Origin of the sequence: Tepidicella xavieri (genome assembly GCF_004363315.1) — a bacterium.
Classification (GTDB): Bacteria; Pseudomonadota; Gammaproteobacteria; order Burkholderiales; family Burkholderiaceae_C; genus Tepidicella; species Tepidicella xavieri.
The window spans coordinates 121871-133917 of sequence record NZ_SNYL01000007.1; the positions used below are offsets into that span (position 1 = coordinate 121871).

The window sequence follows — 12047 nt, forward strand, 5'->3', positions numbered from 1 at the left end:
GTATGCCTGTTGACCGTGACAGGTCGCCATACGCTGGATGGCGCATGGCACGAAAGCTGCACCCTGAGCAGGCGTGAAACCCGAAGCCGTCGAACATGCCGTGCCTGTCCAGCGCATCGTCAAGGTGCGGAGGGATTACAACAGCTGGGTGGCCAGCGAGACGCTGGAAGACTACGCCCTGCGCTTCGCCCCGCAGCGGTTTCGCAAATGGTCGGAGTGGCGGGTGGCCAACACGGCGTTTGGGGTGGCGTCGTTTCTCATCCTGGAGGCGGTGGGGGCCACGTTGCTGGTCCAGTATGGGTTTCTGAACGCCTTTTGGGCCATCGTGGTCACCGGGTTGATCATTTTCTTGGCGGGATTGCCCATCAGTGTCTACGCCGCCCGCTATGGCGTGGACATGGACCTGCTGACGCGCGGTGCCGGGTTCGGTTACATCGGGTCCACCATCACCTCGCTCATCTATGCGTCGTTTACCTTCATCTTTTTCGCGCTCGAAGCCGCGGTGATGGCCTATGCGCTGGAGTTGGCGCTGGGTATACCGCCCGCTTGGGGCTACCTGATCTGCGCCCTGGTGGTGATTCCGCTGGTCACGCACGGGGTGTCGGTCATCAGCCGCTTTCAGGTCTGGACGCAGCCCCTGTGGCTGGTGATGATGGTCGTGCCTTTCGTGACCGTGGCTTGGCTGGAACCGCAGGCGTTTGCCGCGGTGGCGCACTACGCTGGGGCGAGTGGCGAAGGTGGTGCATTTCAGTGGCACCTGTTTGGGGCGGCGCTGACGGTGGGGGTGGCATTGATCACCCAGATGGGGGAGCAGGCCGATTACCTGCGCTTCATGCCTCCGCCCACCCAGCGCACCCGGGGGCGCTGGTGGCTGGGCGTGGTGGCCGGCGGCCCCGGCTGGGTGGTGATTGGCGTGCTGAAAATGCTGGGCGGTGTGTTGCTGGCCCATCTGGTGCTCAGCCACGGTGGGGGCGCCGAACGCGCGGTGGACCCGAACCAGATGTACCTGGCCGCTTACGAATACCTGTTGCCCCACGGCTGGGCCGTGGCGGCCACGGCGCTGTTCGTGGTGGTGTCGCAGCTCAAGATCAACGTCACCAATGCTTACGCAGGCTCCTTGGCGTGGAGCAATTTTTTCTCCCGGCTGACCCACCATCACCCAGGCCGGGTGGTGTGGGTGGTGTTCAACACGGCCATCGCCTTCATGCTCATGGAGATGAACGTGTTCGAGGCCCTGGGCGATGTGCTGGGCCTGTATGCCAACATCGCCATCGCGTGGATCATGGCGGTGGTGGCCGATCTCGTCATCAACAAGCCTATGGGCTGGTCGCCGCGTGGCATCGAGTTCAAGCGGGCGTATCTGTACGACGTCAACCCCGTGGGGGTGGGGGCCATGACGCTGGCATCGGCGCTGGGCATGGCCGCGCATTTGGGCCTGATGGGGCCGATGGCACAGGCGTTCTCGGCGGTGGTGGCCATGGTGACGGCGTTTCTGACCGCGCCCTTGATCGCCTGGGCCACGCGGGGCCGCTACTACCTGGCCCGCCAGCCCGAGGCCCCGCCCCCCAGTGGCGATATACCCGACGCCGCCACCCATGGCCGCTACCTGGCCCGGGCGCCGCTGAAACGTTGCGTGGTGTGCGAGTCGGCTTACGAAGCGCCGGACATGGCGCATTGCCCGGCCTATCAGGGCGACATCTGTTCGCTGTGCTGCACGCTCGATGCCCGCTGTGCCGACGCGTGCAAACCCCATGCACGCCTCTCGCGTCAGTGGGAGCAGGTGCTGCACCGTTTGTTGCCGCCACGCTGGTGGCCTCGGGTCGATGCCGGCCTGGGGCATTTTTTGCTGCTGATGCTCGTGATTGCGCCGGTGCTGGCGGCGGTGCTGGCCGTGCTGTACCGCCACGAGTGGCACCGGCTGCTGTCGGCCGAGGCCTTGCCGGCGGGGGAGGAAGCACTGGCGGCCTTGCACGCCGGATTCATCAAGGTGTATGCGGCTTTGCTGATGGTGGCGGCCGTGGTGGCCTGGTGGCTGGTGCTGGCGCACAAGAGCCGCGAGGTGGCGCAGGAGGAATCCAACCGGCAAACCCGGCTGCTGATGGAGGAAATCGAATCCCACCGCCGCACCGACGCCGCCCTGCAGCAGGCCAAGCAGGCCGCCGAGCGGGCCCGTGAACAGGCCGACCAGGCCAACCAGGCCAAGACGCGTTACGTCAGCACCATCAGCCACGAACTACGCACCCCGCTCAACAGCATTCTGGGCTACGCCCAACTTCTGCAGCAGGATGCCGCGCTGCCGCCCCATCGCGCCCATGCGGTACAGGTCATCCTGCGCAGTGGCGAGCACCTGCTGTCGCTGATCGAAGGCACGCTCGACATCGCTCGCATCGAGGCGGGCCGCCTGACCCTCGACGTCAGGCCGCTGGATCTCAAAGCCCTGTTGCACGACGTGGCCAGCATGTTCGAACTGCAGGCCAAGGCCAAAGGACTGTCGTTTGCTTTCGAGCCGCCCACCCGCTGGCCGCAGGCCGTGCGCGCCGACGACCGGCGGCTGCGTCAGATCCTCATCAACCTGTTGGGCAATGCGGTCAAGTTCACGGTGCGAGGCAGCGTGACCTTGCGGGTGCAGTATGTGCGCGAGATGGCGGTGTTCGAGGTCTGCGACACCGGGCCGGGCATGACCGCGGCCGAGCGGGAGCGGGTGTTCGAGCCCTTTGCCCGGGGATTGGCCGCGGCGCAGCCGGGCGCCCATGGGGCCGGGCTGGGATTGACCATCGCCCGGATGCTGGCCGACCTCATGGGGGGCGAGATGACCGTGCACAGCGCACCGGGGCAGGGCAGCGTGTTCCGGCTGCGCCTGTTCCTGCCCGAGTGGCATGGCGAAGCGCAAGCGATGGCCGATGCCCACCCGTTGCAGGTGGACGGCTACGCCGGGCCACGGCGCAGCCTGCTGGTCGTGGACAATGAGGAAGACGACCGGCAATTGCTGCAACGGTGGCTGGCGCCGCTGGGCTTCGAGGTTCACCTGGCCACCTGCGGTGAACAAGCCCTGGCCCTGCTGGAGGCCGGGCTGCGCCCCGACGCGGTGTTCATGGACCTGGCCATGCCCGGCATGGACGGCTGGCAGGCGCTGGCGCATATCCGTTCCCTGGCGCAAGGGCAAGGCTGGCCGGCCCCGGCGTGGGCAGTCGTGTCCGCCAATGCCTTTGACAAAGGGCTGGACAACCCGATCGGCCTGCGTGCCGAGGACTTTTTCGTCAAGCCCGTGCGGCGCGATGACTTGCTGCGCTGGCTGGCCCGGCGGCTCGACCTGACCTGGCTGCCGTCCCACTCAGCGCCCATGTCGGCCCAGCGCATGAATTTGCCGGCGACTGAAACGTCTTGGGAGGATTTGCGCGCGCTGTCGGCGGCCGATTTGCACGGTTTGCTCGCCTCGGCCCGGCTGGGGCACTACCGGGGCCTGGTGCGCCGCCTCGACGAGCTGTGCCCAGGGCCGGCAGGCGATCGCTTGCGCGTGTGGGCCCGTGAATTCCGGTTTGAACAGATTGAACAGGTGTTGCAGGAGGTGCTTGGTGCGCTGGAACCTTCACGAGACTGAAGACGGCTCCCCGGTGGTGCTGATCGTGGACGATGTACCGGAAAACCTGGCCGTTTTGCACGATACGCTGGACGAAACCGGGCACACCGTGCTGGTGGCCTTGGACGGCGAAGCCGCCCTCGCCCGTGCCCGGCAGGCCCAGCCCGATGTGGTGCTGCTCGATGCCATCATGCCCGGCATGGATGGCTTCGAGGTGGCCAGACGCCTGAAGGCCGATCCGCAGACGGCGCACATTCCCATTATCTTCATGACCGGGTTGACCGAGACCGAGCACCTGCTGCAGGCGCTGGACGCGGGCGGGGTGGACTACGTGACCAAGCCGGTCAAACCCCAAGAGGTGATCGCCCGCATGGGGGTGCATTTGCGCACGGCGCGGCAGGTGCGTCGTGGGGAGTTGGAGCAAGAGCAGGCGCGCAACGCTCTGGATGCCTTTGGCTATGCCACCATGACGGTGCGGGAACGCGATGGCCGCTTGATGTGGCAGACCCCGCTGGCCCGGGAGCTTTTGTGGCGCTATTGCGGCACCCAGGCGCCCGAGACGCCCGAGCCCGTGCTGCAATGGTTGCGTCGCCACGTGCCCGATGTCCGGCAGGGCGCTACTGCCCCCGTGGAGCCGCCCCGCCTGACCTTGAGCCACGGCCCGCGGCGGTTGACGTTTCGCTTGCACCGTGCCGTGGGCGATCCGGCCGACGCCGCCCCCAACGGGGAGGGCGGCGAGTGGCTGATCGTGATGCAGGAAACCTCGGACGCCAGCGCCCTACAGGGGCTGATGCAAACCTTTGGCCTGACGGCGCGCGAGGCCGAAGTGCTGTACTGGGTGGCCAAAGGCAAGACCAATCGTGACATTGGCGACATCCTGGGCGCGAGTCCTGCGACCGTGAAAAAGCATCTGGAGCGCATCCATGCCAAGCTCGGTGTGGAAACCCGGACCGCTGCCGCGGCCATGGCCTTGCAGCGTGTGCCTACCTTGAGCGAGCGCACCGCAGGCTGAGAGGGTGCAGACACATACGCCACCCGGCGTACAGACAGGCATCAGGGCAAACCCTAGCATCAAAACCGTCCGCGATGCGCTGGCCCACCCGGCCACGTCGCGGACGGATCGCCCGTTTGACCTTGAGTGTTTTCACCTCGACTGGAGCCCTGCCATGATGAAACGTCGTTCCACCCTCAAAGCCCTTTCGGCCGCAGCGGCCGTCGGCACCCTGGGCAGTCTGGCCGCTTGGCCCGCCCGCGCCAACACGCCCATCAAAGTGGGGGTGTTGCACAGCCTGTCGGGCACCATGGCGATTTCCGAAACCGTGCTGAAGGACACGGTGCTGATGGCGGTCGAAGAAATCAACGCCAAGGGCGGCGTGCTGGGGCGCAAGCTCGAAGCCGTGGTGGTGGACCCCGCCTCCAACTGGCCCCTGTTTGCCGAGCGTGCCCGCCAACTGCTGACGCAGGACAAGGTGGCGGCGGTGTTTGGGTGCTGGACTTCGGTCAGTCGCAAATCGGTGCTGCCGGTATTCGAAGAACTCAACGGCCTGCTGTTCTACCCGGTGCAGTACGAGGGCGAGGAAATGAGCCCCAACGTGTTCTACACCGGTGCGGCTCCCAACCAGCAGGCGATTCCGGCGGTGGAATACCTGATGAGCGCCGACGGGGGTTCGGCCAAGCGTTTCGTGCTGCTCGGTACCGACTACGTGTACCCGCGCACCACCAACAAGATCTTGCGCGCGTTCCTGAAGTCCAAGGGCATCCCCGATAGCGACATCATGGAGGAGTACACGCCCTTCGGCCACAGCGACTACCAGTCCATCATCGCCCGCATCAAACAATTCTCGGCCCAAGGCAAGAAAACGGCCGTCGTCTCCACCATCAACGGCGACTCCAATGTGCCCTTCTACCGAGAGCTGGGCAACCAAGGCCTCAAGGCCACTGACGTGCCTGTGGTGGCCTTCAGCGTGGGCGAGGAAGAACTCCGCGGCGTGGACACCCGCCCCCTGGTCGGGCACCTGGCGGCCTGGAACTATTTCATGAGCCTGAAAAACCCGGTCAATGACGAGTTCACCAAGAAGTGGGCCGCTTACGCCAAGGCCAAGAACATCCCCGGGCACCGCGACCGCCCCCTGACGAACGACCCGATGGAGGCCACCTACATCGGCATCCACATGTGGAAGCAGGCGGTGGAAAAGGCCAAGTCCACCGAAGTGGACAAGGTGCGCGTGGCCATGCGCGGCCAGACCTTCAAGGCCCCGAACGGTTTCGAGGCCAAGATGGACGAGAAAAACCACCACCTGCACAAGCCCGTCTTCATTGGCGAAGTGCGCGCCGATGGCCAGTTCAATGTGGTTTGGAAAACCAAAGGCCCGGTGCGTGCCCAACCCTGGAGCCCGTTCATCGAAGGCAACGACAAGAAGCCCGACACGCCGCAGAAGTCTGCCTGAGCAGGAGCTTGACGATGCGTTGGCGATGTGAGTGGGTGGTGGAGCGCTCAGGCTGGGCCCGGTGGGGTGGCATGTGGGGGGCGTGGTGGCTGTGCCTGGTTCTGGCATGGACCGGGGCAGCGCACGCCTTATCCCCGGAAGACGCCCTGGCTTTTGCCGAAGGCGATACCGCCGACCGCATCGCCGCCATGGAGCGGCTGGCCGCTTCGGGCGACCCGCGTGCCGAAGCGCTGATTCGGGCCATGGCCCGCGAGGCGGTGAAGGTGCGTGGCGAGCAGGTGCTCATCGTGGAGGGCGACGCCGCCATCGACGCCGTGACCGGGGCCGCTGAGACGGCCGATGGGGCTGCCAGCGTGATGATCAACAACCGCTTGCGGGGTGCTGTGCAGCGCACGCTCGCGGGCATGGATTTGCTGGGCGACGATGTGCGCCGCCAGCGTGAGGCGGCCTTGCGGCTGCGAGCCAGTGTGTTCAACCAGCCTGATGAGTCGCAGCTGGCCGTGATCGAAAATGCCCTGGCTCCTGAAAACGCGCATCGGCTCGACGACCGGGCGCGGCGCACGCTGGAGCAAGCCCGCGCGGCGTTGTGGCTGGGCAGCGGCGATGCGGCCCTGCGCCTGGCGGCCGCCCAGGCCCTTGGCGAAGTCGGGCAGACGATCGTTCGCAGCAAACTCGCACGCCAGCTGGAGGTGGAGACCGAGCCGACCGTGCGCGTGGCCCTGTCTCAAGCCTTGTCGCGGGTGGATGCGGCGCTCGTGCGCAGCCAGGTGGCCGGTCAATTGTTCACCGGCCTCAGTCTGGGCTCCATCCTGCTGCTGGCCGCCCTGGGGTTGGCCATCACTTATGGGTTGATGGGCGTGATCAACATGGCGCACGGCGAACTGATCATGATCGGCGCCTACGCCACTTATGTGGTGCAAGGGCTGTTCCGGCAGTACCTGCCGGGGGCTTTCGACTGGTACGTGCTGGCCGCGTTGCCGGTGGCCTTCCTCATGTCGGCGCTGGTGGGCGCGGTGATGGAACGCGGCGTCATCCGCTGGCTCTACGGCCGCCCGCTGGAAACCCTGCTGGCCACCTGGGGCCTGAGCCTGATCCTGATGCAGGGGGTGCGCAGCCTGTTCGGCGCCCAGAACGTGGCGGTGGAAAACCCCAGTTGGATGAGTGGCGGCGTGGTGGTGATGGGCAACCTCACGCTGCCTTGGAACCGCATCGTCATCATCGGTTTTGCCGTGGCGGTGCTGGTGGCGGTGGCGCTGATCATCAGCCGCACCCGGCTCGGCCTGTTTGTGCGCGGCGTGACGCAAAACCGGCCGATCGCGGCCTGCATGGGCGTCAACACGGCGCGTGTCGATACCTATGCCTTTGCGTTGGGCTCCGGCATTGCGGGGCTGGCCGGCGTGGCCTTGAGTCAGATTGGCAACGTCGGGCCGGATCTGGGCCAAGGCTACATCATCGACAGCTTCATGGTGGTGGTGCTGGGGGGCGTGGGGCAACTCGCGGGCACGGTGTATGCGGCCCTGGGCCTGGGGTTGCTGAACAAGTTCATCGAAGGCTGGGCGGGCGCGGTGCTGGCCAAGATCGCCGTGCTGGTCTTCATCATCGTCTTCATCCAGAAACGGCCGCAAGGGATCTTTGCCCTCAAAGGGCGGCAAGCCTGAGCCCCTTCACCACACGGAAGCCTCTCATGACTGCGACGACCGCCTCCTCTCCCGTGCCGTGGCCTGCCCGGGGGCCGCTGCTCACCCGATCCGGCTGGGGCACCATCCTCGTGGCCCTGCTGGTGGTGTGCGCGGTGGCCCCGGCGCTCAACCTGTGGGTGCCCGCGGGCAGCCCGTTTCACCTGAGCGACTACATGATCGGTCTGCTGGGCAAGATCATGTGCTACGCCATCTGTGCCTTGGCCATGGACCTGATCTGGGGCTACACCGGCATTCTGAGCCTGGGCCACGGCCTGTTCTTTGCCTTGGGCGGCTACGTGATGGGCATGTACCTGATGCGCCAGATCGGCACCGACGGCGTGTACGGCAGCGACCTGCCCGACTTCATGGTGTTTCTGGACTGGAAGGAACTGCCGTGGCACTGGGCATTGAGCGACAGCTTCATTGCCACGTTGCTGCTGATCGTGCTGGTGCCCGGTGGGCTGGCCTTTGTGTTCGGCTACTTTGCCTTTCGCTCGCGCATCAAGGGCGTGTACTTTTCCATCATCACGCAGGCGCTGACGTTCGCCGCCATGTTGCTGTTCTTCCGCAACGAAACCGGTTTCGGCGGCAACAACGGCTTCACCGACTTCAAGCGCATCCTGGGCCTGCCGCTGGCCACGGCCGAGATGCGCATGGCGCTGTTCGTGCTCACCGGGCTCACGCTGCTGGGCTTTTACCTGTGGGCGCGCTGGCTGGTGCAGTCCAAGTTTGGCCGGGTGCTGCAGGCGGTTCGCGACGCCGAAAGCCGCGTCATGTTCTGCGGCTACAACCCGCTGCCCTACAAGCTCACCATCTGGGTGATTTCGGCGGTGATGTGCGGGGTGGCCGGGGCGCTTTACGTGCCGCAGGTCGGCATCATCAACCCCAGTGAGATGAGCCCGGCCAACAGCATCGAGATCGCCATCTGGACCGCCGTGGGCGGGCGGGCCACCCTGATCGGCCCGATCATCGGGGCGTTCGTCGTCAACGGCGCCAAGAGCGTGCTGACGGTCCACTTTCCCGAATACTGGCTGTATTTCCTCGGGGGGTTGTTCATCGCCGTCACGCTGTTCATGCCGCAAGGCGTGGTGGGCTTGGCCCGGGCGGCGCTGCGGCGCTGGCGTGGCCAGGCAGGAGGCGCGGCATGACCCCCGACCTGATGGAAGCCGGCGCGCAGCGCCTGGCGCGTGCGCGTGGCTGGCAGCCCAGCGGGCAGACCGAAGCGGGGGGGCGCAGCGCGTCGTTCTCGCGCCCACTCAAAGCGGGCGAGGTGGACACCACGCACGGGCGCATCCTGTATCTGGAGGACGTGCACGTCAGCTTCGACGGCTTCAAGGCCATCAACGGGCTCAACCTCGACATCGCCCCGGGCGAACTGCGCTGCATCATCGGCCCCAACGGCGCTGGCAAGACGACCATGATGGACATCATCACCGGCAAGACGCGGCCCGACAGCGGCACCGTGTTCTTCGGCGCCACGATCGACCTGCTGCGCTACAGCGAGCCCGAAATCGCCGCGCTGGGCATCGGGCGCAAGTTCCAGAAGCCCACGGTGTTCGAGGAACTGAGCGTGTTCGAGAACCTGGAGCTGGCCCTGGCCACCGACAAGCGGGTCTGGCCCAGCCTGCGCTTTGCGCTCAACGGCGAGCAGAAAGATCGCCTGGCCGAGGTGCTGCACACCATCCACCTCAAAGACGCGGTGACCCGCCGTGCCGGCGACCTGAGCCACGGCCAGAAGCAGTGGCTGGAAATCGGCATGCTGCTGATGCAAGAGCCCAAGCTCTTGCTGCTGGACGAACCCGTCGCTGGCATGACCGACGAGGAAACCGCCCGCACCGCCGAGCTGTTCCTGAGCCTCAAGGGCAAGCACAGCCTGATGGTGGTGGAGCACGACATGCATTTCATCCGCGCCATCAGCGAGAAGGTGACGGTGCTGTGCGACGGCTCGGTGCTGGCCGAGGGCACGCTTGACCAGGTGCAGGCCGATGAGCGCGTGATCGAGGTTTACCTGGGAAGATGAGGATGTTGCAAATCGACCAGATCCACCAGTACTACGGCGGCTCGCACATCCTGCGTGGGGTCAGCCTGCAGGCCCGGGCGGGCGAGATCACCGTGGTGCTGGGGCGCAACGGCGTGGGCAAGACCACGCTGCTCAAAGCCCTGATGGGGCTGGTGCCGGTGCGCAGCGGACAGATCGTGTTCGAGGGCCGGCCCATCACCCAGGCCAGCCCCTACGAGCGCGCCCGTGCCGGCATCGGCTATGTGCCGCAGGGCCGGGAAATCTTTGCCCGCCTGACCGTGCATGAAAACCTGCTCATGGGCCAGGCCACGCAGAAGGCGGGAACGCCCATGCCGGCTCAGCTTTATGAACTTTTTCCGGTGCTCAGGCAGATGCTGAGTCGCCGCGGTGGTGACCTCTCCGGCGGGCAGCAGCAGCAGCTGGCGATTGCCCGTGCCCTGGCATCCAGTCCCCGGCTGCTGGTGCTCGACGAACCGACCGAAGGCATCCAGCCCAGCATCATCAAAGACATTGGCCGGGTGTTGCGGAAACTGGCCCGAGAAGGGCTGGATGGCCAGCCCATGGCGATCGTGCTGGTCGAGCAGTATTACGACTTTGCCGAAGAACTGGCCGATCACTACCTGGTGATGGAACGCGGCGAGGTGGTGGCCAGTGGCCCTGGCGCCGAGATGCAGGCCCGCGGGATCCGCCAACTCGTGGCGATCTGAAGACCGGCTCAAACCCGCCAGATCCTTGCGGGTTGCCCCGGCAGACCCCATGCCGCTTGCCGCAGCGCCGCCCAGCCCTGTTGCACCAGAGCCATCACCGGCTCCACCAGCGGGCCGAGCACCCGCAGCACCAGCACATGGTCGTTGGGGCAGGTGGCGCCGGCAGGCAGGGGGGTCAGGTCGTCGGGCAGGACGGCGCGCACCGCATCCAACAGGCGCTCCCGCCGCTCGCGGCTCCATGGCGTGCCGCTGGCCAGCACCAACGTGCCCAGGCAGCGGTGGCCGCCCAAGCCCAAGGGGCTGTCGAGCAGGCGTGCATCCGCGGCGTCCAACCGGCCCTGCTCCAGCCAGTGGCCCTCGATGCACAGCCGCTGGTGCAGGCAACCGCGGTCGAAAGGTTGGCCGGAGCCCGGCAATCCGAGGGCCGTCACGTCCCAGGCCAGCCACTCGGCCCCTTCCGCCAGTTGCACGTCCACCGTGTTGTGGGCCTGGCAGCCAGGATAGGCAATGGTCTCCAGCGGCACCCATTCCAGCCGGGCGCCGGGCTCCAGCCGGATGCGCACCTGCTGGGTGGCCGGCGCGCCGTCGCAGCGGTAGAAGCGCGTCGCCCCCGGGGTGGAGACCAGCCCGTGGGTGCCCGTGTCGGCCTCCACCGCCACGTGCAGCGTGTCGCCCTCCACCAGCCCACCGGGGGGGTGGACGATCACGTTGTGGCAAATGCCCGGGCCTTCCGGATACAGGCTGTGGAACAGGCGCAGCGGGCCATGATGGCGGTGATGCGCCACCGTGGCGGCGGCTTGCCGTGTGTAATGCAGGTGCAGATGGGCTTCCCAGGGCATGATGGGGTCAAGCGGCTTGGCTGCCCCGATGCGCCCAGGCCGTGGTGTGCTTCTCGATCCAGCTGAACAGCTCGTACATCAGCATGGCCATGATGCCCACCACCAGCAGGCCGCTGAAGGCCAGGCCCATTTGCATGGAGGAGCCGGCCGCAATGAGCAAGTAGCCGATGCCTTCGTTGGATGCCGTCATTTCCGAGACGGTGGTGCCCACGAACGCCAGCGTGATGGCCACCTTGAGCGAACCAAAGAAGTAGGGCAGAGACCGCGGCAGCCCCACCTTGGTCAGCACGTCCCAGCGCCGCGCGCCCAGCACGCGCAGCACGTCCTCCAACTCGGGCTCCAGCGTGGCCAGGCCGGTGGCGATGTTGACCATGATGGGGAAGAAGCTGATGAGGAAGGCCGTGAGGATGGCCGGGCCGATGCCGATGCCGAACCACACCACCAGAATGGGCACGAACGCCGCCTTGGGCAGGGCGTTGAACGCCGTCATCAGCGGATACAGCGCGGCATAGGCGATGCGCGAGCTCCCAATCAAAAAGCCCAGCAGCACGCCCACCACGATGGCGATGCCAAAGCCGGCCATCGTCACCCAGAAGGTGCGCCAGGCATGCCCCAGGATAACGGTTCGGTGCTCCAGGGTCTGCTCCCAGATGCGCGACGGGCTGGGGAAGATGAACTCGGAGACGCCAAACCCCTTCGTGATGGCTTCCCAGACGACGATGATGATCAACAGCAGAATCAGCGGGGACCAGCGCTCGATGTGTTTGCGTTTCATGGC

The 12047-nt window shown here is 66.3% G+C and carries 9 protein-coding genes; 7 read left to right on the forward strand and 2 right to left on the reverse strand.

Annotation, left to right across the window (positions count from 1 at the left end):
- Positions 1–73 precede the first annotated feature (73 nt).
- The 7 genes from DFR43_RS07675 to urtE all read left to right on the forward strand — a co-directional run bounded on the left by DFR43_RS07675 (position 74) and on the right by urtE (position 10430).
- Positions 74–3598: a hybrid sensor histidine kinase/response regulator gene (locus tag DFR43_RS07675; protein ID WP_245988864.1), complete on the forward strand. Its 3525-nt coding sequence runs from the start codon at positions 74–76 to the stop codon at positions 3596–3598.
- Positions 3573–4589: a response regulator transcription factor gene (locus DFR43_RS07680; protein WP_245988865.1), complete on the forward strand. Its 1017-nt coding sequence runs from the start codon at positions 3573–3575 to the stop codon at positions 4587–4589. Before DFR43_RS07675 ends, DFR43_RS07680 begins: the two co-directional genes overlap by 26 nt.
- Positions 4590–4746: 157 nt before the next feature.
- Positions 4747–6024 carry an urea ABC transporter substrate-binding protein gene (gene urtA / locus DFR43_RS07685; RefSeq protein WP_133597373.1) on the forward strand — a complete coding sequence of 426 codons (1278 nt, stop codon included), beginning with the start codon at positions 4747–4749 and terminating at the stop codon, positions 6022–6024.
- A gap of 71 nt (positions 6025–6095) precedes the next feature.
- The gene (gene urtB, locus DFR43_RS07690) at positions 6096–7682 is read left to right on the forward strand and encodes an urea ABC transporter permease subunit UrtB (RefSeq protein ID WP_133597375.1); all 1587 of its coding nucleotides are present in this window, start codon (positions 6096–6098) and stop codon (positions 7680–7682) included.
- Between the two features lie 26 nt (positions 7683–7708).
- Positions 7709–8851: an urea ABC transporter permease subunit UrtC gene (urtC, locus tag DFR43_RS07695; protein WP_133597311.1), complete on the forward strand. Its 1143-nt coding sequence runs from the start codon at positions 7709–7711 to the stop codon at positions 8849–8851.
- Positions 8848–9723: an urea ABC transporter ATP-binding protein UrtD gene (gene urtD, locus DFR43_RS07700; protein WP_133597313.1), complete on the forward strand. Its 876-nt coding sequence runs from the start codon at positions 8848–8850 to the stop codon at positions 9721–9723. The genes urtC and urtD overlap by 4 nt, the downstream gene beginning before the upstream one ends.
- Positions 9724–9725: 2 nt before the next feature.
- Positions 9726–10430 carry an urea ABC transporter ATP-binding subunit UrtE gene (gene urtE, locus DFR43_RS07705; RefSeq protein WP_133597377.1) on the forward strand — a complete coding sequence of 235 codons (705 nt, stop codon included), beginning with the start codon at positions 9726–9728 and terminating at the stop codon, positions 10428–10430.
- Positions 10431–10438: 8 nt separating this feature from the next.
- Here the strand turns inward: urtE and DFR43_RS07710 are convergent, their stop codons facing one another.
- Both DFR43_RS07710 and DFR43_RS07715 read right to left on the reverse strand, forming a co-directional pair.
- Complete coding sequence (locus DFR43_RS07710; RefSeq protein ID WP_133597315.1) at positions 10439–11269, reverse strand: urease accessory protein UreD; 831 nt, start codon at positions 11267–11269, stop codon at positions 10439–10441.
- 7 nt (positions 11270–11276) lie between these two features.
- Positions 11277–12044, reverse strand: a complete 768-nt coding sequence (locus DFR43_RS07715) for an ABC transporter permease (protein WP_133597317.1) — start codon at positions 12042–12044, stop codon at positions 11277–11279.
- Positions 12045–12047 lie beyond the last annotated feature (3 nt).

What these genes read in the sequence shown, in the direction of transcription:
- urtA (WP_133597373.1), top strand. Translation starts at nt 4,747, where the DNA reads ATGAAACGTCGTTCCACCCTCAAAGCCCTTTCGGCCGCAGCGGCCGTC.
- urtB (WP_133597375.1), top strand. Translation starts at nt 6,096, where the DNA reads ATGTGGGGGGCGTGGTGGCTGTGCCTGGTTCTGGCATGGACCGGGGCA.
- urtC (WP_133597311.1), top strand. Translation starts at nt 7,709, where the DNA reads ATGACTGCGACGACCGCCTCCTCTCCCGTGCCGTGGCCTGCCCGGGGG.
- urtD (WP_133597313.1), top strand. Translation starts at nt 8,848, where the DNA reads ATGACCCCCGACCTGATGGAAGCCGGCGCGCAGCGCCTGGCGCGTGCG.
- urtE (WP_133597377.1), top strand. Translation starts at nt 9,726, where the DNA reads ATGTTGCAAATCGACCAGATCCACCAGTACTACGGCGGCTCGCACATC.
- DFR43_RS07710 (WP_133597315.1), bottom strand. Translation starts at nt 11,269, where the DNA reads ATGCCCTGGGAAGCCCATCTGCACCTGCATTACACACGGCAAGCCGCC.
- DFR43_RS07715 (WP_133597317.1), bottom strand. Translation starts at nt 12,044, where the DNA reads ATGAAACGCAAACACATCGAGCGCTGGTCCCCGCTGATTCTGCTGTTG.